20 protein-coding genes are annotated in these 23,945 nt (G+C 47.9%); 15 read left to right on the top strand and 5 right to left on the bottom strand.

The genetic code is table 11. The annotated features are described in order from the left end of the window. Positions 1-17: 17 nt before the first annotated feature. The 7 genes from fdhD to hypA all read left to right on the top strand — a co-directional run bounded on the left by fdhD (position 18) and on the right by hypA (position 6,968). Entirely contained in the window at positions 18-878 is an 861-nt protein-coding gene (gene fdhD, locus N5E87_RS09665; RefSeq protein WP_279775279.1) for a formate dehydrogenase accessory sulfurtransferase FdhD, read from the top strand. Further along, complete coding sequence (locus tag N5E87_RS09660; RefSeq protein ID WP_279775278.1) at positions 862-3,183, top strand: FdhF/YdeP family oxidoreductase; 2,322 nt, start codon at positions 862-864, stop codon at positions 3,181-3,183. Before fdhD ends, N5E87_RS09660 begins: the two co-directional genes overlap by 17 nt. 212 nt (positions 3,184-3,395) lie before the next feature. Then, positions 3,396-4,157, top strand: coding sequence for a hydrogenase nickel incorporation protein HypB (gene hypB, locus N5E87_RS09655; RefSeq protein ID WP_248968569.1), 762 nt, complete (start codon positions 3,396-3,398; stop codon positions 4,155-4,157). Next, positions 4,157-4,402, top strand: coding sequence for a HypC/HybG/HupF family hydrogenase formation chaperone (locus N5E87_RS09650; RefSeq protein ID WP_126513047.1), 246 nt, complete (start codon positions 4,157-4,159; stop codon positions 4,400-4,402). The genes hypB and N5E87_RS09650 overlap by 1 nt, the downstream gene beginning before the upstream one ends. A gap of 58 nt (positions 4,403-4,460) precedes the next feature. Continuing rightward, on the top strand, positions 4,461-5,600 hold the full coding sequence (gene hypD / locus N5E87_RS09645; protein ID WP_126513046.1) for a hydrogenase formation protein HypD: 1,140 nt from the start codon (positions 4,461-4,463) through the stop codon (positions 5,598-5,600). Further along, a complete protein-coding gene (gene hypE, locus N5E87_RS09640) occupies positions 5,593-6,612 on the top strand; it encodes a hydrogenase expression/formation protein HypE (protein ID WP_089067915.1) in 1,020 nt (339 codons plus the stop codon). Before hypD ends, hypE begins: the two co-directional genes overlap by 8 nt. Then, positions 6,612-6,968, top strand: coding sequence for a hydrogenase/urease nickel incorporation protein HypA (gene hypA, locus N5E87_RS09635; protein ID WP_126513045.1), 357 nt, complete (start codon positions 6,612-6,614; stop codon positions 6,966-6,968). Before hypE ends, hypA begins: the two co-directional genes overlap by 1 nt. Positions 6,969-7,085: 117 nt before the next feature. Here hypA and lpxM read toward each other — a convergent pair whose 3' ends face one another. The 4 genes from lpxM to pheS all read right to left on the bottom strand — a co-directional run bounded on the left by lpxM (position 7,086) and on the right by pheS (position 11,806). After that, positions 7,086-8,024, bottom strand: a complete 939-nt coding sequence (gene lpxM / locus N5E87_RS09630; RefSeq protein ID WP_126513044.1) for a lauroyl-Kdo(2)-lipid IV(A) myristoyltransferase — start codon at positions 8,022-8,024, stop codon at positions 7,086-7,088. A gap of 96 nt (positions 8,025-8,120) precedes the next feature. Beyond that, positions 8,121-8,417, bottom strand: coding sequence for an integration host factor subunit alpha (ihfA, locus tag N5E87_RS09625; protein ID WP_011716870.1), 297 nt, complete (start codon positions 8,415-8,417; stop codon positions 8,121-8,123). Between the two features lie 3 nt (positions 8,418-8,420). After that, positions 8,421-10,808 carry a phenylalanine--tRNA ligase subunit beta gene (gene pheT, locus N5E87_RS09620; RefSeq protein WP_086903663.1) on the bottom strand — a complete coding sequence of 796 codons (2,388 nt, stop codon included), beginning with the start codon at positions 10,806-10,808 and terminating at the stop codon, positions 8,421-8,423. Between the two features lie 14 nt (positions 10,809-10,822). Further along, the gene (gene pheS, locus N5E87_RS09615) at positions 10,823-11,806 is read right to left on the bottom strand and encodes a phenylalanine--tRNA ligase subunit alpha (RefSeq protein WP_041413005.1); all 984 of its coding nucleotides are present in this window, start codon (positions 11,804-11,806) and stop codon (positions 10,823-10,825) included. 470 nt (positions 11,807-12,276) lie between these two features. Here pheS and N5E87_RS09610 point away from each other — a divergent pair, with 470 nt between their 5' ends. Together N5E87_RS09610 and N5E87_RS09605 are read left to right on the top strand one after the other, a co-directional pair. Continuing rightward, positions 12,277-13,794: a methyl-accepting chemotaxis protein gene (locus tag N5E87_RS09610; RefSeq protein ID WP_086903662.1), complete on the top strand. Its 1,518-nt coding sequence runs from the start codon at positions 12,277-12,279 to the stop codon at positions 13,792-13,794. Positions 13,795-14,150: 356 nt separating this feature from the next. After that, positions 14,151-16,100 carry a TonB-dependent receptor gene (locus N5E87_RS09605; protein WP_086903660.1) on the top strand — a complete coding sequence of 650 codons (1,950 nt, stop codon included), beginning with the start codon at positions 14,151-14,153 and terminating at the stop codon, positions 16,098-16,100. Between the two features lie 74 nt (positions 16,101-16,174). Here N5E87_RS09605 and N5E87_RS09600 read toward each other — a convergent pair whose 3' ends face one another. Beyond that, positions 16,175-18,154 carry an ATP-dependent DNA helicase gene (locus tag N5E87_RS09600; protein ID WP_164718008.1) on the bottom strand — a complete coding sequence of 660 codons (1,980 nt, stop codon included), beginning with the start codon at positions 18,152-18,154 and terminating at the stop codon, positions 16,175-16,177. 302 nt (positions 18,155-18,456) lie between these two features. Between N5E87_RS09600 and N5E87_RS09595 the strand changes: the two genes are divergently transcribed. The 6 genes from N5E87_RS09595 (at position 18,457) to hisG (ending at position 23,942) form a co-directional block, all read left to right on the top strand. Then, entirely contained in the window at positions 18,457-18,798 is a 342-nt protein-coding gene (locus N5E87_RS09595) for a hypothetical protein (protein WP_086903659.1), read from the top strand. A gap of 85 nt (positions 18,799-18,883) precedes the next feature. Further along, positions 18,884-19,336, top strand: a complete 453-nt coding sequence (locus N5E87_RS09590; protein ID WP_086903658.1) for an acyltransferase — start codon at positions 18,884-18,886, stop codon at positions 19,334-19,336. Between the two features lie 54 nt (positions 19,337-19,390). Further along, positions 19,391-19,717: a hypothetical protein gene (locus N5E87_RS09585; RefSeq protein ID WP_086903657.1), complete on the top strand. Its 327-nt coding sequence runs from the start codon at positions 19,391-19,393 to the stop codon at positions 19,715-19,717. Positions 19,718-19,783: 66 nt separating this feature from the next. Continuing rightward, complete coding sequence (locus N5E87_RS09580) at positions 19,784-20,611, top strand: hypothetical protein (protein ID WP_086903656.1); 828 nt, start codon at positions 19,784-19,786, stop codon at positions 20,609-20,611. Between the two features lie 350 nt (positions 20,612-20,961). Beyond that, on the top strand, positions 20,962-22,572 hold the full coding sequence (locus N5E87_RS09575; protein ID WP_011787758.1) for an IS1634-like element ISSpu7 family transposase: 1,611 nt from the start codon (positions 20,962-20,964) through the stop codon (positions 22,570-22,572). Positions 22,573-23,042: 470 nt separating this feature from the next. Beyond that, a complete protein-coding gene (gene hisG / locus N5E87_RS09570; RefSeq protein ID WP_144345455.1) occupies positions 23,043-23,942 on the top strand; it encodes an ATP phosphoribosyltransferase in 900 nt (299 codons plus the stop codon). Positions 23,943-23,945: the final 3 nt, after the last annotated feature.

Below are 23,945 nucleotides of genomic sequence, written 5' to 3'. Positions count from 1 at the left end.
ATTTCAGGTTGAAATGCGTGCTAACTCACCCACTCGATTCGGCGAATGATCCAAGGCTCAGCCCTGAATCTCAACACAGCCCAAACGCGACTCAACAGCCTAACACCCGTTACTCGCATCTGGTTGAAGAGGTCGCAGCCGCCATCAACCTCAATGGCATCAGCTATGCGGTGATGATGATAACGCCCGATCACTTTGAGGATTTTGTGATTGGCTTCTTATTCGTCGAAGGCATTATCAGCCAAGACCAAGATGTGCATGAGATTGATATCACTCCCGTCCAAGACGGCGTAATGCTCGATGTCACTTTAGCCAATCGTTGTTTCATCGCCCTTAAACAACGCAAAAGACGGCTCGTTGGCGCAACTGGCTGTGGGATCTGCGGTGTGGAAGCCCTAGGTCATGCCCTACCAGATTTACCGCCATTACCCGCATGCGCTCCTTTAGTGCTTAAGCATGTCGACAGCCTCAAACAGCAAATACATACACATCAACTTAAGGCGCAGCGCAGTGGCGCTATCCATGCGGCTTTTGCCTTAGATGAGGCAGGCAATATCCTTGAGTGTCGTGAAGATATCGGTCGTCATAATGCGTTAGATAAGCTCATTGGCGCGCTGCTGCGGCAAAAGCGCAGCGTCAAGGCGCTGCTGATGACCAGTCGCTGCAGCAGCGAGTTAATCCAAAAGGCGGTGCGTTATGGTGCCAACCATCTGATTAGCCTCGCGTCACCGAGCCAGCTCGCAGTAAAACTGGCGCTGAAATACCAGCTTAATCTTGTCCATATTCCTAAGTTTGATCCGCCAATCCACTACTCCATATTTGATGAAAGCCTTGCATTCCAATGCAATCGCGGAGAATTTTATGCCTGTTCATATTGAAAAACCGACCAAAGCCGGCGGCTTCCCTTCACTGCAATCGACCTTAAAGCATGTGCTGCGGAGCCAAAAGACCCAGCAAAATATCAAAAATCTGCTCAGGGTAAACCAAACCGATGGCTTTGACTGCCCGGGTTGTGCCTGGGGCGATAACAAGGCCGGTGCCTTTCAGTTTTGCGAAAATGGCGCCAAAGCCGTGGCGTGGGAATCGACGGGCAAGATTGTTGACCGCGACTTTTTCGCCGAGTATTCGGTGCGCCAGTTAGCTCAGCAGACCGACTATTGGCTCGAATATCAGGGCCGCTTGGCCGAACCTATGCGCTATAACGCCACGACCGATCACTATGAACCCATCAGCTGGGATGATGCCTTTCAGCTGATTGCTGATACGCTCAATGGCCTTAGCGATCCCAATCAGGTGGAGTTTTACACCTCGGGCCGCGCCAGTAACGAGGCATCCTATCTCTATCAATTGTTTGGCCGACTGTATGGCACCAATAACTTCCCCGATTGCTCGAATATGTGCCACGAGGCCAGCGGTGTGGCACTCAACCAAGCCATTGGTGTCGGTAAAGGCACAGTCGTATTAAACGATTTCGATGCGGCCGAGGCGATTTTTGTCTTCGGACAAAATCCCGGCACCAACCATCCACGGATGATGAATGCCCTACGTAAAGCCGCCAGACAGGGTTGTAAAATTGTCACCTTCAATAACTTAAAAGAAGTGGCGCTGGAGCGATTCGCCAGCCCACAAAGTCCAACTGAGTTATTAACTCCCGCTGCGACCACCATTAGCCATCAATACCTGACGCCGCTGCTGGGCGGCGATATGGCGGCCATTCGCGGCATGGCAAAGCATATCCTTGAGTCGAACTCAAAGTGTATCGACCGGGAGTTTATCGCCACCCACACTGCGTTTTTCGCAGACTATGAACAGAGTGTCCGTCATACCGACTGGCAACAGATTGAAGTCCAATCGGGCTTATCCAAGGCCGATATTATTCAAGCCGCCACTGTCTTTAGCCAAAGCAAGACGGTGATCAGCTGCTGGGCCATGGGCATCACTCAGCATAAACATTCCGTCGATACCATCCGTGAAATCATCAACCTGCATCTGCTCTGCGGCCAAATTGGCAAAGCTGGCGCAGGCCTTTGCCCTGTGCGCGGTCACAGCAATGTGCAGGGTAACCGCACTATGGGAATTAACGAGAAACCCAAAGCCGAATTTATTGACCGTTTAGAGCAGTATTTGGGCTGCCAATTACCCCGCGCTGCAGGTCATAACGTGGTTGAAGCCTTAAAGGCCTTAGAGTGTGAGCAAAGCAAAGTACTTATCTGCCTCGGCGGAAACCTCGCCGCCGCAGCGCCCGACAGCGCTTTTACCTATAGCGCCATGGGAAAAGCGCGCTTAAATGTGCAAATCAGCACTAAGCTCAATCGCAGTCATTTACAGGTCGGCAAAGATGCGCTGATCTTACCTTGCCTTGGCCGCACCGAACTCGATAAGCAAAAACACGGCATTCAAAAAATCACCGTCGAAGATACCTTTAGCATGGTGCACGCCTCAACTGGGATGAACGATGCGGTATCGCCACTCTGCCTGTCGGAAATTGATATTGTGGCGCGCATGGCACATGCCACCTTGGCTGTGAAACCATCCTCAATGAATGCAACCAGTGCCAAGTCAATTGACTGGTTAGCCCTAAGGGATGATTACAACCTGATCCGCGATTTGATTGAGCAAACCATTGCAGGTTTTGAAGACTACAATCAAAAAATTAACGTCCCTGCGGGATTCCATTTAACCAATAATGCCGCGCAGCTCGACTGGCATACCCAAAGCCACAAGGCTGAATTTAACGCCTGTGCTTTACCCGACTCCATCATCGCCGATTGTTCGAGTCAGGCCTTGACCAGTACGCTGCCAGTGTTACTGCTGCAGAGTCTGCGCTCACACGATCAATACAACACCACCATCTACGGCATGGATGACAGATACCGCGGCATTAAGGGCAAGCGCAATGTGCTGTTTATGAACAGTGATGATGCCAAAGCGCAGGGGTTTAGCGACGGCCAGTTAGTCGATATCCAATCGCTCACTAACGATGGAAAATTACGCAAAGTATATGACTTTATGGTGATTTATTACGAGATCCCCAAGGGCAATATCGCCGCCTATTACCCCGAGACTAATCCCTTAGTCGCCATCGACAGTGTGGGCGTGGGCTCCTACACCCCGACCTCAAAATCGGTTCCTGTTATCTTAACCCCCGCGAGCAGCAACAAAATCAGCATCCTTCAACGCTAAGCCACGTAAGCGCATTATCCCCACTGGCCAAAGAAATTTTCTTTGGCCTTTGTTTATCCAAATAAACCTGACGAACATCAAAGAATCCACAACCGATTTGTATCACACTTAACATTAGCGTAATCAAATTAACCCTATTTAATAGCATCAGCATATTGTCAGGCTAATACCGCCCAAAGAGGCATTTTGCCTAGGACAAGGAGAAATATAAGATGTGTAAAGACTGCGGCTGCTCCTTACCCCGCCATTCCCATGATCACGGCCACCTGCATCACCATCAGGAATTGCACACAAATCCTCAGCTTAACGATAAAAAAACCTTGTCGGTGATCCATAAAATTCTCGATAAAAACGATGTTGAAGCCGCCCATAACCGCGCGCATTTTGAGGCGCACAATATCACCGCCTTCAATTTAATGAGTAGCCCAGGCAGTGGCAAAACCACCTTGCTCGAACACTTAAAAGAGTACACCGCCCTCAACTACGCCGTCATTGAAGGGGATTTAGAGACCTCCCGCGATGCCGACCGCTTAATCGCCAAAGGCATTCAGGCTCATCAAATTCAAACTGGCAGCGCCTGCCACCTCGACGCCTTTATGGTGCATGGTGCTTTACATCACTTGCCACTCGAAGGCTTAGATATTTGTTTTGTCGAAAACGTGGGAAACCTCGTCTGCCCCGCTAGTTACGATGTCGGCACCCATAAAAATATCGTGCTGCTTTCGGTTCCCGAAGGCGATGATAAGATTGAGAAATATCCCGTCATGTTCCGCCGCGCCGATCTGGTGCTCATCACCAAATGTGATCTCTTGCCCTACTTCGATTTCAGTGTTGACGAGGCCAAAGCCCAACTTAAGAAGCTCAACCCCGACACACAGATTTTGGAAGTCTCGATTAAGGATGGCGATTCCATGCGAGCCGTCGTTGCATGGCTGAACAACAACCTTCACCACGCTTCGGGAGAGCCACAATAATGTGCCTGTCTATTCCCTCCCAGGTCGTGGCCGTCGATAACGAGCGCCAATCAGTCACCGTCGATACGCTAGGTGTCAGGCGTGATGTGAGCAGTCATTTAATGACTGAGCCTTTAGTCATTGGTGACTATGTGCTTATCCATATTGGTTTTGTGATGAATAAAATTGATCGCAATGATGCACTACAAAGCCTTGAATTATATAAAGAGATAGTTTCAAAACTTGAAGCTGAGACCACGCATTAAGTAATCACCGCAGTAAAAGTGATAACAAATAACAGCCAAAACTGCGCAAGGACTGAAGATGCTTGACCTAAAACAACTTTATCAAGGCTTTCGCGACCCCGATACCATAGCCTCGTTTGCGGAGGATATCGCTAAATGCGCCCGCACACTCAAAGAGCCTATTAATATCATGGAGGTCTGTGGCGGCCATACCCACACCATCATGAAATACGGCTTACTGGATTTATTGCCGGAAAATATTGAATTTATCCACGGTCCCGGCTGCCCAGTGTGCGTCATGCCCAAGGAGCGAATTGACCAAGCCGCAGTGCTCGCCCAACAAGAGAATGTGATTTTAGTGACCCTAGGGGATATGATCCGCGTCCCCGGCTCCCAAGGGTCACTTGCCAGTTTCAGGGCCAAGGGCTGTGATATTCGCCCTATCTATGACCCTTTAGACACGCTCAAAATCGCCCGCGACAATCCCGATAAAACCGTGGTGTTTTTCGCCATTGGCTTTGAAACCTCGACCCCAATGACCGCGGTGCTGCTGCAACTGGCCGAGCAGGAAAAGCTGGCGAATTTGTTGTTTCATATCAATCACGTCTTAGTTCCACCCGCGATAGATGCCGTGATGCACGACCCTAAAGCCAGAGTAAACGCCTTCATTGGCCCAGCCCATGTCAGTGTGATCAGTGGTGCCAAAATCTATCGCCCCGCCGTCGAGCAATACGGTACGCCTGTGGTGGTATCGGGGTTCGAACCCGTCGATGTAATGGAATCCATTCTGCGCATCGTGCGGCAAAAGGTAGCAGGAACGGCGCTATTAGATATCCAATACAGCCGCGCCGTATCAGAGGAAGGCAATCTTGCCGCTCAGGCCAAGGTGGATCAATTTTTCCAGACTCGGCCGCAATTTCGTTGGCGCGGGCTTGGGCCCATTCCCAACTCGGCGCTTGAGTTAAAACCCGAATACGCCCACAGGGACGCCGAGAAGTACTTTAAGGACAGATTACCCGTCAAAGAGATAGACGATCATAAGGCTTGCCAATGCGGCGATATTCTTCGCGGGCTCGCCAAACCTAAGGACTGTAAAGTCTTTGGCCGCGGCTGCAATCCCGAAACCCCTCTCGGTAGCTGTATGGTTAGCTCCGAAGGCGCGTGTAATGCGTATTACCGCTATCAAGGCATAGATAGCAAGGAGCCACACCATGGCTGATTTCCAACCCAAAGATAAAGCGATTCAACTCAGCCACGGTGGTGGCGGCAAAGAGATGAATAAACTCATTCGTGAACTGTTTTTTGCCGAGTTCGATAACCCGATCCTGCGTAGCGAAGAAGACGCGGCCAAGCTTGAATTGCAGGGCGCGACCGCCTTTACCACAGATTCCTTTACCGTATCACCGCTGTTTTTTGCCGGCGGAGATATTGGCAAGTTGGCGATCGCCGGCACTGTGAATGATCTCGCCATGATGGGCGCCGAGCCACAGTATTTAAGTTGCAGCGTGATCATCGAAGAAGGCTTTTCGCTCAATCAGTTAACCACTATTGTGCGCAGCATGGCGAAGGAGCTTAAACAGAGCGGCGCCAGAATCGTCTGTGGCGATACTAAAGTCGTGCCTAAGGGCTGTGCCGATGGCTTGTTTATCAATACCTCAGGCGTTGGGCGCATTTTACGTCCGAATATTTCGGCGGCGAATGTCGCACCGGGGGATGCAATCATTGTCTCCCGCGATGTGGGCTGCCATGGCGCCGCGATTCTGATGGCGCGCGAAGGTCTGACCCTCGAATCAGCTTTGCAAAGCGATTGTGCCACTCTTTGGCCCGTGGTTGAGCAGCTTATTGCGGCGAATATTCCTATTCATGCGATGCGTGATGCGACCCGTGGCGGGCTTTCAGCCGTGTTAAACGAATGGGCAGTGGCCGCCAATGTCGGGATTACCGTCAATGAAGCCAGTATTCCGGTTTGCGATGAAGTCAAAGGCTTGTGCGAACTCTATGGCTTTGAGGCCATGGATTTAGCCAATGAAGGCACCTTTATCTTGGCGGTCCCTAACGATATCGCCCTAGGCGCCCTAGAAATCATGCAACGTTTTGGTCATTGCGAGCAGGCGGCCATCATCGGCACCGTCAGCGACGAACTTCCTGGAAAAGTGATCTTAAGAACGCCATGGAATACCAAACGTTACTTAGACCTGCCCCAGGGTGAACTGCTGCCAAGGATTTGTTAATGCACGAATATTCCATCGTTAGCGCCTTGATTGAGCAATGCGAGCAACACGCTAAGGCCAATCGTGCCAATAAAATCACCCGCGTCGATATCAAACTCGGGGTGATGAGCGGAGTCGAACCCGCCTTGCTTGAGACCGCTTTTGAGACCTTTAAACTCGATGGGATCTGCCGTGATGCTGAACTGCGGATGACACTGCAACCCTTAGTGATTGCCTGTTTGGATTGCCACCAAGAGTCTGAGATTGCTGAGCGCTCTATCGTCTGTCCTGCTTGTCACAGCTACCATACGCAGGTATTAGATGGCGAAGATATGCTGCTGATGCAGCTCGAAATGGAGCAAGAGGACGAGCGCTGAGTGGCTGTAAGCCTCTTACTTAAGCATCTGCACTTGATAAAAAAATGGGCTTTAAGTATTTCACTTAAAGCCCATTTTATTGGTCTGCGAACCGCGACTTTCACTATGGACAAGTCGCTATTGATAAATCGAAGCTTGCCCTGCGGGGCGGGTCTTAAGCAATCTTAAGAACCACATATATTGCTCAGGGTAAGCGAGGATCACTTGCTCAACCGCTTTATTCAGTGCCAACGCTTCGTTTTCTTTACCGACCATGTCTTCGGCGGCAATAGCGGGCATCACAGTTAAATCAAACTGGCGTGAAGCTTGGTTATAACCAATTTTTACCGGTAGCACTTGGGCATTTCCCGCCTGAGCTAAGCGGCCAACCACGGGTAATGTCGCTTTAACTGTGCCTAAAAACGGGGTAAACACGCTCTGATCTGGGCCTAAATCTTCATCGGGCAGGTAAAAAAAGCTATTGTTCTGCTTTAATTCGGCCAACAAGGCGCGGATCCCCGCCTCTCGCATATAAACATGGCCACCGCCACTGCTACGTACCCTATTGTTAAACCAGTTAAATAGCGCGTTTTTATGGGCCTTTGCCATAGTCACCATGGGTAAGTCGAGGTTTAACCTCAGTCCCGCATAATCGATAGGCCACACATGGGGCATGATAAATATCACAGGTTGCCCTTCCGCTTGTGCCGCTTGAACATGCTCAAAGCCCATGAGATTCACACGGCGGCGTAAATGCGCCTTTGAGCGTACCAACAGCTCACCTTGAGATAACAGCACTAAGACGAAGTTCTGCACGTTCTCATCGATTAAGGCTTCAATCTCTGCGGCGGATTTTTCAGGGAAACACGCCTTTAAGTTCGCTCTGGCAATACCTATCGGCTTTTTCGCAATAGGCGCCACCAGTTTGGCCAAGGTTCTGGCGATAGGATCACGCAGCCACGCGGGCATGATCCCAAAAATCACTAATAGGCCGATCGCCAACCAAGTGACCCAATATTTAGGGTGCAATAAGGCCAGTTGAAAACGTCGGTCAAAATGTTTGGGCTGTCTTGACAAAGAAATCACCTCAGACAGTAAAAGACTGAATTCACATAGGAAGAAAATAGGAAAGCCACTCGCGATGGAGTGGCTTTCCTATCAAACTTTAAGAAATTACTTGCCCGCGTTAGCAGCTTCTACGCGAGTTTTCAGTTTCTGGCCGGGACGGAAGGTCACGACACGGCGAGCGGAAATCGGGATATCCTCGCCTGTTTTTGGGTTCCTTCCCGGTCTTTGATTCTTATCCCTAAGGTCAAAGTTGCCAAAGCCAGATAACTTGACCTGCTCACCACTTTCAAGTGCGCCTCGAATTTCTTCAAAGAACGACTCAACCATCTCTTTGGCGACACGCTTGTTAATTCCTAGTGTTTCAAAAAGATGTTCTGCCATTTCGGCTTTGGTAAGTGCCATACTTTAATCCCTCAACGATGCGTTGAACTCGGTCTTCAGGGCAGAAACAACTGAATCTACTGTCTCAGCGATCTCTTTTTCCTCAAGTGTACGAGTAGTGTCTTGTAATGTAAGTGCTATCGCCAAGCTCTTCTTGCCGGGCTCAACACCTTTACCTAAGTATACATCGAACAAGTTTATGCCAACCAACTGATTTTCGCCAACTTTTCTTATCAATTTCATTACATCGCCTGCAGATACACTTTCATCTACGACTACTGCGATGTCACGACGATTAGCCGGGAACTTAGATACAGCTTGGGCTAGCGGTAAACTGGTATGCAATAAAGCATCCAATTCCAACTCAAAAACGATGGTTTTACCATTGAGTCCAAAAGGCTTCTCCAAACTAGGATGGATAGCACCTATATGACCGATCACTCGATCATTTCTCAATATTTCAGCACATTGCCCTGGATGAAGAGCAGAATGCGTCGCTACTCTAAAGCTAAATTCTGATGCGGAAACTGTCAAGCCGATAATTGCTTCTAAATCGCCTTTAAGGTCGAAAAAATCAACAGTTTTCGATTCCATAGCCCAATGTTCGTCATTTTGGAGGCCAGTTATGACGCAACCGAGCATAGCTTGCTGTCTTACACCTGATTCTGCATTAATATCAGGAACAAAGCGCAGGCCAGTTTCAAAAAGTCTCACACGACCCTGTTGACGACTTTGGTTGTAGCCAACCGCAGTCAATAATCCTGTGAACATCGACAAACGCATGGCCGACATTTCGCTAGAAATCGGGTTCGGTAATACCATGGCTTGCTCACCTGGGTGAACCAGATTTTGCAGCTTAGGATCGACGAAACTGTAAGTCACGGCTTCTTGGAAACCACGGGCCACTAACAGCGAACGTACGCGCTTAAGGCTTAAGTCGGTTTCTTTATGGTCAGACATCCGCAGTGACGCCACAGGCGCAACGTTTGGAATGTTGTTGTAACCGTAGATACGCGCGACTTCTTCGATTAAGTCTTCTTCAATCGCCATATCGAAGCGGTAAGTGGCGGTCGTGACCTGCCAGCTACCCTCACCTACAACGACGCCAAAACCTAAACGTTCGAGGATTTCAACCACGTCGCTATCGGGAACATGGTGGCCCAGAGTTTTATCTAACTTACTGCGACGCAATAAGATTTGCGCAGGCTTTGGTAAATCAGCGTCAGACTTGGCTTCAACCACAGGGCCCGCTTCACCGCCGCAAATATCCAACACTAAGCGAGTCGCACGGTCCATAACCTTATGCTGCATCTCAGGGTCAACACCACGCTCGAAACGGTGTGATGAATCAGTATGCAGACCTAAACGGCGTGATTTACCCATAATCGCTAACGGTGCGAAGAAGGCACATTCCAGCAGAATGTCTTGCGTGGTGTCACTCACACCCGAATATTCGCCACCAAATACGCCAGCAAGCGCTAATGGGCGAGCATCGTCGGCAATCACTAAAGTGTCGCTTGGAATGGTCACTTCGCTGCCATCGAGCAGGGTGATTTTCTCTTCGCCATTACCTAAACGCACTTGGATATCGCCAGTGAGTTTGGCAAGATCGAACGCATGCATAGGTTGACCGAATTCAACTAACACGAAGTTAGTGATATCGACGATAGGATCGATAGAACGGATACCGCTGCGACGCAGTTTTTCCTGCATCCATAATGGCGTAGCCGCTTTCACGTTCACATTCTTCACCACACGACCTAAGTAGCGTGGGCAAGCTGCGGTTTCCTTCACATTGATAGCCACTTTGGCATCAATCGTTGGCGTAACAGCTTGCCATTGTGGCTCAGTCACAGCAGCACGGTTTAACACGCCGACTTCACGGGCCAGACCCACCATGCCTAAACAGTCGGCACGGTTAGCGGTTAAATCCACTTCAATCACAGCGTCATCAAGCTGGAGATACTCACGTAAATCCGTGCCTAATGGCGCATCTAATGGCAGTTCGATAATGCCATCGCTGTCGATGTCGATGCCTAGCTCGCTGTATGAACACAGCATGCCTTCTGAAGGCATACCACGCAGCTTAGCCTTTTTAATTTTAAAATCGCCTGGCAATACAGCGCCAACCATGGCAACGGCAACGCGTAGACCTTGGCGGCAGTTTGGTGCGCCACAAACGATATCGATAAGTTCACCACTGCCGACACTGACTTTAGTCACACGCAGTTTGTCTGCATCTGGATGCTGGCCACATTCGACCACTTCACCAATCACAACGCCGTTGAACTCGGCAGCCACGGCATCAACGCCATCGACTTCAAGGCCTGCCATAGTGATCTGGTGGGATAATGCTTCACGGCTAACGGCAGGATTGACCCACTCACGAAGCCAAGATTCGCTAAATTTCATGCTATACAGCTCCGTTATTTAAATTGCTTCAGGAAACGCAGGTCGTTTTCGAAAAACGCACGTAGATCGTTTACGCCGTAACGCAGCATAGTTAAACGCTCAACGCCCATACCAAAAGCAAAACCAGAGTATTTTTCTGGATCGATGCCCACGCTACGTAGCACGTTCGGGTGCACCATACCGCAGCCTAACACTTCTAACCATTTGCCGTTTTTACCCATCACGTCCACTTCGGCTGAAGGTTCAGTGAATGGGAAATAAGAAGGACGGAAACGCACCTGCAAATCTTCCTCGAAGAAGTTACGCAGGAAGTCGTGTAACACGCCTTTTAATTCGGCGAAGTTAACGTTTTCATCCACCAGCAAACCTTCCACTTGGTGGAACATTGGCGTGTGAGTTTGGTCGTAGTCGTTACGATACACACGACCCGGTGAAATAATCCGCAATGGCGGCTTTTCAGTTTCCATAGTACGGATCTGCACGCCCGACGTTTGGGTACGCAGCATCAGCTTAGGATTAAAATAAAACGTATCGTGGTCGGCACGCGCTGGGTGATGCTCAGAGATATTCAAGGCGTCGAAGTTATGGAAGTCATCTTCGATTTCTGGCCCTTGTTTTACCGTAAACCCTAATTCCCCAAAAAAGGTTTCGATACGTTCAATGGTGCGCGTCACTGGGTGTAAGCCACCGATGTCGATAGTGCGGCCAGGTAGCGTCACATCAATCTTTTCGGCGATTAACTTGGCTTCCAGTTCGGCACTTTTCAGGCCGTCGATGCGCTCAGTTAATTTCTGTTGAATGGCCTGCTTCGCATCATTGACCGCCTGACCAAAAGCGGGTTTTTCTTCAGGACTTAAGCTGCCCATCATTTTCATCATGTCGGTGATCTTACCCTTCTTACCTAGGTAATCGACACGGATATCATCCAGTGCTTTTAGATCACTGGCCTGGTCAATAATGACTAAGGCTTGTTCTACGATCTCAGTTAACTGCTGCATTTTCTCTTCCACTGCATAGTCGCGCTTGATAAACAAGTGCTATGGGCGCCAAACTTTCAGGCTATTTGGGTGCTCAGGTTATCGGGCGTTAATGCCAGACGCTTTGCTAGCTATAACGAAATAAAAGGAGAGAAATTTTACGCGAGCGAGCGGCATATTACTAGGGTTTATTCGGGGTTTTTATCATGCAAATTCATGTGTTACCCCAACAAATCCGTCGAGTTTGACACCTTGGAAAAACATTTGCTGATTTTTACAGCAATCGCCTCATCGGACACTAACCACTAGCGACACATGTAACTAAACTGTAAACTTATGTTTGTACCTTGCCAAAATTGCTGCAAAACAAACAAAAATGCCGCAATTGGACAACAATAATACAAGCAACTGCTTACTAAACAGAAAATCATAAAGTCTATGGCAAACCGACCGATATCCATTTGGTCACAGCCCAATTTATCGAGGCGCTAATGAAAGAAGTTAAATTTCGCTGGATAGATCAATATCTTATCCACATGACCTTAAAAACCAAGTTTGCAATTCTCGCCCTAGTTCCCATGTTTATGATTGTGGGATTAGCGGTCTTTTTAAATACTCAGTTTAGGGACACCCTGCTCGAAAGCCATTTGAACGGCATTCAGGACTCGTCACAGAAAATCAATCAACTCGCGGCGCAGGTCTATAACAAACTGCCCGAACAAGAACAACAAAATCTCCCTAATCTGTTAAGCCAAGGGATGCAGAATGTTCGAATTATCACGGTTTCAGAGGCCGACAGCCGCGCGCAAACCATTGCGCGCAGCGGTGGCGGTATCGATACCAGCAGTTCACCTCAAAGGGCGATAAGCTCAGTGAACGAGCACAATATGCTAACCATTATTCCCGTGGACGAGCGTCAACTCGATGCCCTGTTATCTGCCGATAATCTCTTGGTTTATAGCGTGATGGCGGTGCTGTTATTCGTGCTCTTCCTCTTTAGCTATTACATTTCCACCTTTGTGGGTGGCGCACTCTATACCACTGTTATGGCGCTCAAACGTGCCGCTTCGGGGGATTTGACTGGCCGATTAAACTTCTTCGAAGTGAAAGATGAGTTCAGCATTCTTGCGATCAGCATCGACACTCTCGTTGAACGTCAACATACCCTAGTAAAGCAAATCGCTGAATCCACCAGCAAAATTCGGGAAGTGGTTTCATCTTTTAGAAGCACGGCGCAGCAAGGACAAGCCCTTGCGGTCAATCAACGTCAGCATCTCGATTCCTTAGCCACGGCAATGGAAGAAATGACCGCCGCGGTTAAAGAAGTGGCGCGTAACGCCGAGCAATCTTCAGCCGAAACCCAAGAGGCGAATCAGCAGGTGAATGCGGGCTCTAAGGATATTGAAACCACAGTTAGCGCGATTGATGTACTGTCTGATGAGATTTCTGCGGCCTCAGATGCGGTGAATATCCTCAACGAAAACGCCAGTAAAATTGATGAAGTAGTGTCGACCATTAATGCCATTTCGCAGCAGACGAACCTACTCGCCCTCAACGCCGCGATTGAAGCGGCGCGCGCAGGCGAACAGGGCCGAGGTTTTGCGGTGGTCGCCGATGAGGTGAGAACCCTTGCCGGTCGCACACAGGCAGCAACGGTTGAAATCAAGTCGATGATCGAGTCATTGCAACAAGGTAGCCGCAACCTGACGCAAGTCATGTCGCGCACCGTTAGCCAAGCGAGTGAAGGCAAGCAACATGTGCTGCAAACGGGTAAAGATCTCGAGTCAATTGCCCACCACAGCAGCCGTGTGTTCGAAATGAGTGTGCTAATCGCAACATCAGCCGAAGAACAATCGGCTGTGGCTAACGAAATCGCGACCAATCTGATGGAAATTCGCAATCAATCCCACGATGTCGAGCAATCGGCGAACCAGTCTGTGTCGGGTTGTGATGAATTGCAAGCCACTGCGGGACAACTTGACCAACTGATGGTTGGATTAAAAGTCTAATTCTTAAAAAGTCTGAGTTAAGCTGAGAAGGGATAGTTTTATCCCTTCTTTATTTCTTCTGTAACGTCCTTTCCCCTTTCTTCCCTCGCTTGCGTATTTGATTTTTAAGTTTCTCTAGCATCGTCTTATTGCGCCGGACACCAAACAAATTCATGGGTTGGAGCGCCAGTCGTTTGTAGCGGTAATTGGTTAGGCACTTTGTTATCACGTACCACAAGATAACCGCATCAGATACCATATCTTATTGTTATTCATGCAAATATTTACACTAGCTTTACACGTTTCTCGACGAGAGCAACTTGCTGGCACATTTAAGAATAATTATCATTCGCCAAAATTTTACAAGGAAGAATGAAATGCCTGCACAACCTGATATCCGCCTGCCGCGATTTTCCCGTAACGCCCTCACCTGCGCCATCGCCTTAACACTGAGCGCGGCCGCCACACTCGCTCAAGCACAAGATGCGCCCGAGATGGAACGCATGGTCATCACTGCCACTCAAACACAACACTCCGAGCTCTCGGCGCCAGCATCGGTTTCGGTGATCAATCGTAGTGAGCTTGAAGCTTTAGTGATCGACGATCTCGCCAGCGCCGTTCGCTATTTACAGGGAGTGAATATCAGTGAAGGTACGCCCTATGGCCGTAACGAAATCAGCCTTCGCGGCCTAGATTCCGACTACACCTTAATCTTAATCAATGGTCGCCGCGTCAATTCCCGTGAGGCGCTAACCTCCAACTACGGTAATGACTTTGACCTATCGTCTATCCCCATGTCAGCCATCGAGCGTATTGAACTTGTCCGTGGCCCCATGTCGTCCCTCTATGGCTCCGAAGCTTTGGGCGGTGTAGTCAACGTCATCCTACGTCAACCGACCGAAAGCTGGCAAACCAGTATTGGCGTGCAATACGACACGCCAACCAGTGGTGAAGGTGGAGATAGCACTAAATACAACTTCTACAGCAGCGGTGCGCTCATTAAAGACAAACTGCTGGCGAACTTGATTGTAGATAGCAATAAACGTGATGCATGGCGTTCTGACTTAAAACCGGCCATAGATGCGCTTGAAGATAGGGATGAAATCAGCGCCTTAGCCAATCTACAATGGTTAATCGACACGCAGCAGGATCTGCAATTTGATATCAGTTACGCCAACGATGAGCGTGAATCCGATTGGAATAACTACGGCACTATCCTGACCAACAACCAGCAGGCAGAACGCATCAGTTCAGGCCTTACCCATAATGGCCGCTGGGATTGGGGCGATACGCGCTTACGCTATTATTATGAAAATGTCGAAGTGACCGATAATTCGGCGCTGATCGCACAAATTGGCCATATTACTCAAACAAACCACAATCTTGATGGGCAAACCACAGTGTTACTCGGCGAACATATGCTCACTGGCGGCGCCGAATACCGTTGGACCAAACTTGAGAACAGCCGCAATATTTTAGGCGATGGCACGCTAGACGATAGCCAAGCGGCGCTGTATCTGCAGGACGAATTCAGTTTAGGGGAACTTAGCCTCACCCTCGGCGGACGAGTCGATCACCACGATGTGTATGGCACCGAATTTAGCCCTCGTCTGTATCTGGTTTATCCGCTCAGTTCCGAATGGGTGGTCAAAGGTGGTGGGGGTAAAGCCTTTAAAGCTCCGAATATGTCGCAGTCTCAAGCCGATTATATTATCCCAGCCTGTCGCGGCGCCTGCTCTGTGGCCGGGAATGGCGATTTACAACCCGAAACTTCGGTCAACTACGAGCTATCGACCCAATATCAAGCGGACGATTTTGGCGGTTCAGTCACCTATTTCCACAATGATGTGGAAAACAAAATCATCACCGAAACTTGGGACAGAACCCCTGGCGCGGTACTCACTTATCAAAACGTTAATGAAGCTAAGATTACCGGGTGGGAATTGCAGGCATGGTACGAGTTAACCGACAGCTTAAGCCTGAGTGGCAACTACAGTAAAACCGATGCCAAGGATAAGCAAAATGGCGCGCCTTTTACCCTAACACCCGAAGATAGCTACAACCTCAAACTGCAATGGCAAGCGCTGGAGGGATTATCCACCTTTATCGCCTACCACTACACGGGTGAACAATATCTGCGAACTAAGGTCAAGTCTGATGGTTATGGCTCATTAGATATCGGCGTTAATTATCAAATAAACCCAATGTTTAGGGTCAAACTAGGAGTAACTAACCTGACAGATGCCGAGCGCGATCAAATTGCCACCGATTTGGATTACATTCAAAAGAGCCGCAGTGTCTATGCTGGGGTAACGGCAAGCTTTTAATCTTTAACGGCCTGCTACGGCAGGCCTTTTTCATCCGTTGATCGGCAAGCATGACGTATTAGATCACAAGACGATTAAGGGATTTTCCTTAAAAATTGCAGGGCTTGGTCTAAATCTCGGGTGCGCGCCATCGGCGGCAATGAGTTTAAAAACGCCTGTCCGTAGGCGCGATTCACAATTCGATTATCACAAAGAATGAGTACCCCGCAGTCCTTTTCGTCACGGATCAAACGTCCAACCCCTTGTTTGAGCGCAATAATCGCTTGAGGTAACGACACTTGAGTAAAAGGATCGCCGCCCTGACGGCTGATATTGTCGGCGCGGGCACGGTAAAGCGGCTCATCGGGAGACACAAAGGGCAGCTTATCGATAATTACGCAGCTTAATAACTTGCCGCGCACGTCCACCCCTTCCCAAAAACTGCTCGTGCCCAGTAACACCGCATTCCCTAGTTGGCGAAACTTGGTCAGCAGACTCTGCTTGCCCGCCTGCCCTTGCACCAATAGCGGATATTGAGTTCGTGTGCGCAATGCCAGCGCGGTTTGCTCGAGCATTTTATGGCTGGTAAACAGAATAAAGGTTCGCCCCTGCGCCGCCTCAATCGCTTTGACACACACATCGACTAACTGCTTAAGCGCTTGCTGTTGATTCGCCACATTTCCCAGTTGCCTCGGCACACAAAATAACGCCTGACGCGGATAATCAAAGGGACTGTCTAAAATATGCGCCTTGGCATCGCTTATCCCAAGCTCCTGTGCAAAATGCCCTAGGCTGCGGTTCACTTGCAAGGTCGCCGAGGTAAAAATCCAGCTAGTATTGGCGACAAATAGCTGCTGGCACTCGCGAGCAATATTGATGGGTGACATACGTAGCATGACAAATCGGCTACCAAACTCAACGCTGTACGCCGCCTGCGGGTTATCACAATTAAAAAATTGAGTCAGTTTATGATTAAGCTCAGTCAGCTTTACCGCAATATCATCCAATAATTCACTGCGCCCCACGTGTACAAGTAACAGCTTTTGCAGTGCGGTTAATTCAGCCAATAAATCCCAAGAGGCTAAGGCGATGGATTTATTACCAAGCTGCATCCGCCAGTCCGACTCGCCGCTCGAAAATAACGCATTATGCCAATCACTTAACTTGGTTAAACAGCGCTGACAAAATTGAGCAATCTGCCCCGTATCGCTGAGCTCGGTTTGATAAATCTGCAATAACTTTTGCAGATAATCATCGATGGTGCGACTCGACGATTGCTGCCCAAAGTAACTGACGCAGATGTCTGGCAACAAATGCGCCTCATCGAAGATCACGACATCGGGATCGGGCAACAGCTCGGCAAAGCCCGTATCCTTTAACACGCTGTCGGCAAAGAATAAGTGATGATTCACCACGATGATTTTTGCGTCCATGGCGCGGCTGCGGGCCTTGCGGGTAAAACAGGCATCATAAAATTCGCAGCGCTGGCCAAGACAGGTCTCTTTGGTACTGACCACTAAGGGAAGCGCGGGTGAGTTTTCAGCAACAGAGGTTAAGCCACCGATATCACCATCTTTGCTCATACCCGCCCATTGATTGATTTTGAGCAAATCATCCAATAAGCGCGGCTCAATATGGCTGGCCTCCTGCATCTGCCTATCGAGTCGATATTGGCATAAATAGTTATTGCGGCCTTTTAATAACGCAAGCTTGGGCGCAATCCCAAGCATAGATGTCAATGCGGGTAAATCCTTTAAAAACAATTGCTCCTGCAGGTTTTTACTGCCCGTGCTCACGATTACTTGCTTGCCACTTAAGATCGCCGGAATTAAATACGCGAAGGTTTTACCGACCCCAGTGCCCGCTTCAATCAGTGCATTGCCCTTACTGGCAATCGCTTCACTGATGATTTGCGCCATTTCAATCTGACTCTGACGCGCACTAAACCCTTGAATATGCTTGGCAAGCACCCCATCGCTGGCAAAAGCGCGCAGCACTTCACTCGCCAATCGGCTCATTGGACGTTGAGCGTCGCTCGACTGCAGATTGGATTGCTGAAGTTTGGCTTGCCGCATCGCTGGGCGTCGGGAGTGATTCAAGGGCGTGCGAGGTCCTTTAATAGGGTTAACATAATACGGTTCTAAGATGGCGGACTGTGGCTTAAGTCGTAAACAATTATTAAGGAGCCTGACTCCGTAAGGCCGCAGTGTAATTAAGCCCGCCTAATAATACCAATAGTTTCAGTCCTGCACCGAATTCAACATGCACATAGTTCTATGCGAGAATATTACGAAGTTTGGTGGCCAGTCGAAAATACGCTTAAAAGATTGGTGCTCCTTGCCACGGATGAACGTTTATAACGCGACAGGATGATTCAATGAAATACCTTTCTGGTTTTTTACTATTGTTGGCTTTTAACCCCGCCTCATGGGCAGGTTGTGATGAGGTGACTTCACAATGCCTCGTTATTAATGGGCAGGAAGAACGCTCTGAATCCTGCGATATCGCAATTTGCGCCAATATGAGCGAATACCTAGTTGATGTCTTGCTCGAAAATGGAGGAACCATTTTTATGAAACAGGATAATCAATCGCAGCTTATTCGTGTTAATGGCAACCCAGGTCTCTTCATAAGGCCCTCACCCGAAAAGAATGACCAAACCTGTTATGCTATGGCAGATAAAAGCATAACTTACTGCTTGCCTGATGCAGTGCTGTAATCAATATTGATAAGCTTATATTAGACGGCAAAACAGACTGCATATAGCTCACTAAGAAGGTAAGCCTGGAACATAGGGATTAACCATGCAAACGACATTATCTTTGTCACAATATGTGAGAAAGCGAAATGGTGTGCCACTGGGTGCCAATCACTCGATGAGGAATATGCTATCCCGCGCCCTTGGCGCTAAGTCATTCCCCATTTTTTGGCATTATTGGAATCCGATTTGGGGTTATTATTTATCACGTAATGTCATGCGTCCTAGCAGTCAGTTTCTGCCCATGTGGCTCGCCGTACTCGTCACCTTTTTGGTCAGCGGTGCGCTACATGATCTCGCCATCGCTCTGGTTAAATGGCAAGCCATGTTCTTTTTTACCCCCTGGTTTGGCATCATGGGAATTATCGTGATTGCCTCAAATAAATATGGCCTTTTCTACGGCGCATTACCTTGGATTATGCGGGCCTTGATTAATTTACTGTTTATTTTCTCATCATTTACGTTAACCAAATTCATGCTGGGTCTATTGAATCCTTAACCCTAATTAACTCGTCCAAATGATGTAAATGATGCTCGCTCAAAAGGATATTTCATGCGATTAACATTAACCTTGGAAACCCTATTATCTCAACTTGGTTCTTTTTCGTGGCACTTGGATGTGTATAAAACCTTAGAGCAACCATTAAGTCCTACAATGTCGGTGTTAATCATTGACGATGAGCTTGAAGAAGAACGCGACCAACAGGATGAGCCTCTCTTTCCACAAACCCAAGGCTATCAATACGTTTTAAGCATTGCCGATTTACAAAGCATCAAGGCTAATTTAGTGCAACAGCGGCCTAATACCAGCTTGTATGACTTAATTCATGCTGTCAGTTATTACTATCAAAACGATGCTTATATAAATGTAGAGTGTTAACCGCTTTAATTAAGATTTTTTAAGATACATTAAACCCAATTGTTAAAAGATAAAAAAGAATCAGATATGGATAAAAAAGCAAAAAGGATTTTATTCTCCACCTATTGGAAGAATGGTTGGATTGACGCCAAAAATAGAAGTCTCTCCGAGTCCGACTTTAACTACGCCAAATCGAAGGGATTAATGTTTGATCCTTTAACTATCTCCCACGATGAATGCATCCTTGCCATCACAGCGCTAGTGAAAGGCATATCGCAAACACAAGTAACAAAAGGATTTTTAAGCAGTCTAACCTCTAGGCGATTGGATTGGCGCTCATCCCTTACATCCTATGCGATCGCCCAAAAAATCCCATCACACCAATATGCGCCCGTCATTTCAGGCACTTCTTATACGGATGGCAAACCAACGGCACACTCCTATACCTGTGGCATTTGCCGAGACAGTCAATATGGCATCCGAGGCAGTGAATCCTATAACGAGATGGATATTAACGTATTCAATTTCGAGCGCATTAAATGGGGCGGCGTGCGCCATGGGGATATTTTGTATACCTATTTTGATTTAAGCCAATTTATCAATGCCGATATTCCAGAGCCAACAACAGCCGATATTGCCTGTTTTAGGGAGATATTAACGATTATCGAAACATCTGAGCCGAGCGATTATCCCAGCGCATTGGAGAAAAGATTAGCGAGTGTAATAAAATCGAGTAAAGCTGAGCGACAAATATTAATCGAAATATTAGCCAGTCTGGGAATATTAAAACCCAATACTGTCGATAGACAACGCCAAGGCAAAAATGACTGGGTATTTGCCGAATATTGGCGTGGTGAAGATAAATATTGCCAACAGACAGTTGAACATCTGTTTGGAAAATATTTAGCACAATAAAAAGGATGTCACAGCACTAATCCTGCATTAGCGCTGTGACTGACACTCATCCGCACTCGCCAGTCTAGAGAATACTGCTAGATAAAATCTGCCATCCTTGCCGCTATTCTAGCTGCCGAACGTTTCTAAAAGCAGAGTTGGCTTTGCGCCCATCCTAGCAAACCTCAAGTATTCGTTCTTCTTGCAATCGGTTGATTAACCTCCAACGACCATCAAGATCCGTCATTCCGCAGCTAATTCCAGAATTTAAATAGTGTGATCTGGCGATCAGCTTTTCATAAAAACTACGACACCATCTTGACCGCGATCGACAGTTTTGATCTATTACTGCTATTTGACGGTCTCAAAATATGTCTACCCATCCTGTTATTAAACGCTTAGATCACCTTGGTCTCATTGCCGCCTTTTGTCACGAAATTGGCCTGCCACGGATGATAGATGCCGTTATCCCAAAATATTCTGACCACAATGTTTCTCATGGTGACGCGGTATTGGCCATGCTCCTAAATGGACTTGGCTTTCATAGCAGAACACTGCACATGTTCTCGGACTTTTTTAAGACCAAGCCTGTATCTAAGCTACTCGCCAAAGACATTGAAGCACACCACCTGACTGATGATGTACTAGGCCGCACATTAGATGCTCTATACGAAGCCGATGTCTCAGCGCTCTATCAGGTTATTGCTGAGCGTGTTGTTGATAAACTGGGCTTGACGACCGATTCTGTTCATCTTGATATCACTAGCTTCCACGTTGATGGTGAGTATGCACAAGATGAAAACACCAACGTGATTAAGCTTGTAAGAGGTTATAGTCGGGATCATAGGCCAGAGCTTAACCAAGTCGTGCTTGAACTCATCTGTGAAAACCAAGCAGGTATTCCTGTTTACATGCAAGCACTGAGTGGTAACACCAATGATGCCAAGGCATTCGCTGAAGTCACTAAAAGACACATACATTGCCTAAAAGCCGCGCAAAATAGTCGTTACTTTATCGCTGATGCCGCTTTGTACACCGAAGAAAGCATCTCCTCGCTAGATGAGCAAAATCAAAAATTCATTACCCGTGTCCCCATGACCATCAAGCTCGCAAAACAAGCACTACTTGCGCTAGAGCCAGAGCAATTAAGCACTATCGGTCATGGCTACTCAGGATGTTGGATAGACTCGGATTACGGAAAGGTCAATCAACGTTGGTTGCTCGTTCACAGTGAACAGGCCACCAAGCGGGAAGAAATCACTTTCTTCAAGAACTTAGAGAAAAACATAGCAAAAGAAATCAAAGCGTTGGAAAAGCTAAGTAAAAAACCATTCGCTTGTGAAGTTGACGCAGAATTAGCGTTTAACGATTTCAAGAAACAATGTGACTTACTTGGGTTTGAACAAGGCACTCTCATCAAACAGCCGACTTACTCTCATTCGGGCCGCCCAAAGACAGATGAAGCACCGACAGGATACCAATACTTTATCGAAGCCGCCCCCTTCACCGACCTAGAAAAAGTAAAACTGGCTAAGCTCAAAGTAGGCATGTTTATCCTCGCGACGAATGACACCGACAATGAAGCACTCACCATGGCGGCTCTTCTAGCACATTACAAATCGCAACAAAAAGTCGAGCGCGGCTTCCGTTTTCTAAAAAGCCCTGAGTTTTTAACCTCTTCCATCTTCTTGAAAAAGCCTGAGCGCATTGAAGCGTTGCTAATGATAATGACGTTGAGCTTGCTTGTTTACGCTAGTTTAGAACACAAAATCAGAGAACAACTCGCACAAACCGAAGCGTTCTTCCCAAGTATGGTAAAGAACAAGACGACCTCCAGACCGACGGCACGTTGGGTCTTCTTGCAATTCGAAGGCATAGATACGCTAGAGATTAACGGCCAAAGGTTCATCACTGGACTTCAAGATCACCAAACACAACTACTCAAATTACTCGGTAGATTCTATGAGGTAGTTTATTCCTAAATTAGCTGCGGAATGTCGGCAAGATGAAACATTTTCATAAAGCGCATAAATATTCTTATTTAGTTAAAATTAGCTGTTGCAAACGACACAGAAAGCGGTTAGCTTAAAAAAACGTTCGATGGATAAGTATCCATCAGCACCGAATTCAACAGAATACAGAGTATAGAGAGTCATATGAGCCCATTACTGAACGCTATCCACCATCATCACCACCATATGCGGTAGCCTTCGGACGCTCACTGCCGGAGGACTGTATCCTTCTGGCGGACTGATTCAAAGATGATCACTAACCCCTGGAAGGAATTCCGGGGGTTTTTGCTTTTAGGCTTTTTAACTTACAACTTAACCCGTGTTTAGTATGTAATTTCAATATGTTAGCTAGACAAATACCGGCCAAACATAGAAACCAGTTAAACCATGCGACAAAAGAATATCACTTTGAATTTGTTAACTTTGAGCGAGACAAGACTATGACTGAATCAAACCGTTTACGCATCGCCATCCAAAAATCTGGCCGTTTATCCACCGACTCACAGCAATTACTCAAGAGCTGCGGCGTTAAATTTTCCATTAACGAACAACGCCTTATCGCGCACGCAGACAACATGCCTATCGATTTACTCAGAGTGCGTGACGATGATATTCCAGGGCTGGTGATGGATGGCGTGGTCGATTTAGGCATTATTGGTGAGAACGTGCTCGAAGAAGAGCAGATTGAGCGTCAAACCTTAAATAAACCCGCCGAGTTTGTGAAATTACGCCAACTGGATTTCGGTGCCTGTCGCCTATCATTAGCCGTGCCAACCGAGTTTAGCTATGCCGATGCCTCATCCTTGGAAGGCTTGCGAATTGCCACCTCCTACCCCAACCTGCTGCGCCGTTTTATGCAACAAAAAGGCATAAATTATCGCGATTGTATGTTAAAAGGCTCGGTTGAAGTTGCGCCGCGTGCAGGGCTTGCCGATGGCATTTGTGACTTAGTCTCCACTGGCGCAACCCTTGAAGCCAATGGTTTATACGAGACTGAAGTTATCTACCGCTCCATGGCCTGCATTATTCAATCAACCCAAACCCAAACGCCGAGCAAACAAGCCTTAATCGATCGCATTTTATCCCGCGTAAACGGCGTGATCCGCGCCCGTGAAAGTAAATATATTTTGCTGCACGCGCCCACTGAAACTTTAGATCAAATTGTCGCCCTGCTGCCCGGTGCCGAAAATCCTACTGTATTGCCATTAAACGACGATACTAATCGAGTGGCCATTCACGCCGTCAGTACCGAAGATTTATTCTGGGACACCATGGAAGAACTCACCGCGCTCGGTGCCAGCTCAATCCTCGTCATGCCAATTGAAAAAATGATGGGGTGATCT

The organism is Shewanella sp. GD03713, from assembly GCF_029843705.1.
Classification (GTDB): domain Bacteria; phylum Pseudomonadota; class Gammaproteobacteria; order Enterobacterales; family Shewanellaceae; genus Shewanella.
This window is presented reverse-complemented; position numbering and strand designations above follow the sequence as displayed.

Coding starts and splice junctions, on each gene's coding strand:
- hypB (WP_248968569.1), top strand. CDS start 3,396: ATGTGTAAAGACTGCGGCTGCTCCTTACCCCGCCATTCCCATGATCAC.
- hisG (WP_144345455.1), top strand. CDS start 23,043: ATGACTGAATCAAACCGTTTACGCATCGCCATCCAAAAATCTGGCCGT.
- N5E87_RS09610 (WP_086903662.1), top strand. CDS start 12,277: ATGAAAGAAGTTAAATTTCGCTGGATAGATCAATATCTTATCCACATG.
- N5E87_RS09605 (WP_086903660.1), top strand. CDS start 14,151: ATGCCTGCACAACCTGATATCCGCCTGCCGCGATTTTCCCGTAACGCC.
- hypD (WP_126513046.1), top strand. CDS start 4,461: ATGCTTGACCTAAAACAACTTTATCAAGGCTTTCGCGACCCCGATACC.
- N5E87_RS09590 (WP_086903658.1), top strand. CDS start 18,884: ATGCAAACGACATTATCTTTGTCACAATATGTGAGAAAGCGAAATGGT.
- hypA (WP_126513045.1), top strand. CDS start 6,612: ATGCACGAATATTCCATCGTTAGCGCCTTGATTGAGCAATGCGAGCAA.
- N5E87_RS09660 (WP_279775278.1), top strand. CDS start 862: ATGCCTGTTCATATTGAAAAACCGACCAAAGCCGGCGGCTTCCCTTCA.
- N5E87_RS09575 (WP_011787758.1), top strand. CDS start 20,962: ATGTCTACCCATCCTGTTATTAAACGCTTAGATCACCTTGGTCTCATT.
- N5E87_RS09585 (WP_086903657.1), top strand. CDS start 19,391: ATGCGATTAACATTAACCTTGGAAACCCTATTATCTCAACTTGGTTCT.
- N5E87_RS09650 (WP_126513047.1), top strand. CDS start 4,157: ATGTGCCTGTCTATTCCCTCCCAGGTCGTGGCCGTCGATAACGAGCGC.
- pheT (WP_086903663.1), bottom strand. CDS start 10,808: ATGAAATTTAGCGAATCTTGGCTTCGTGAGTGGGTCAATCCTGCCGTT.
- N5E87_RS09600 (WP_164718008.1), bottom strand. CDS start 18,154: ATGCGGCAAGCCAAACTTCAGCAATCCAATCTGCAGTCGAGCGACGCT.
- ihfA (WP_011716870.1), bottom strand. CDS start 8,417: ATGGCACTTACCAAAGCCGAAATGGCAGAACATCTTTTTGAAACACTA.
- pheS (WP_041413005.1), bottom strand. CDS start 11,806: ATGCAGCAGTTAACTGAGATCGTAGAACAAGCCTTAGTCATTATTGAC.
- hypE (WP_089067915.1), top strand. CDS start 5,593: ATGGCTGATTTCCAACCCAAAGATAAAGCGATTCAACTCAGCCACGGT.
- N5E87_RS09580 (WP_086903656.1), top strand. CDS start 19,784: ATGGATAAAAAAGCAAAAAGGATTTTATTCTCCACCTATTGGAAGAAT.
- N5E87_RS09595 (WP_086903659.1), top strand. CDS start 18,457: ATGAAATACCTTTCTGGTTTTTTACTATTGTTGGCTTTTAACCCCGCC.